This window comes from Arthrobacter sp. AOP36-C1-22 (assembly GCF_052377515.1).
Taxonomy (GTDB): domain Bacteria; phylum Actinomycetota; class Actinomycetes; order Actinomycetales; family Micrococcaceae; genus Arthrobacter_H.
In genome coordinates this window covers 1-393 of record NZ_JBQSWW010000072.1, presented here as the reverse complement: position 1 = coordinate 393, position 393 = coordinate 1, and the positions used below count along the sequence as shown (strand labels likewise).

Annotated in this window: 1 protein-coding gene; it reads right to left on the bottom strand. The window is 56.5% G+C overall.

Features of this window, described 5'->3' with window-relative positions; genetic code table 11:
- Positions 1–393: integrase core domain-containing protein (locus tag ACT3S6_RS15920; protein ID WP_444555781.1), on the bottom strand; the 393-nt coding region annotated here is incomplete at both ends.

The following is a 393-nucleotide window of genomic DNA, read 5'->3' as shown; positions in this document are numbered from 1 at the left end:
CCATGAGGACGTTCATGATTGTAGATGTCTTTCCACTCGTCGGCCAAGTACTTTGCCTCGGCCATTGTGTCCATGATTTCTCCGGTGAGTTGTTCCCTCCTGAATTGGGCATTGAATGATTCAGCGAACCCGTTCTGCCACGGCGATCCTGGATCGATAAACGCCGTATTGACTCCGGCCGTGGCGCACCAGTTGATCAGAGCAGCAGCGGTGAACTCCGGCCCGTTATCGGACCGGACGTAAGCCGGAGTGATGCCGGTTTCAGCGATGATGTCCTCCAGAGCGGCGACCACATCCGTGGCGGTAAACGACCGACGAGGAATGATCGCCAGGGCCGTGCGGCTGTACTCATCGATAACGTTAAAGAACCTAATATGCCGGCCGCAGGAGGTC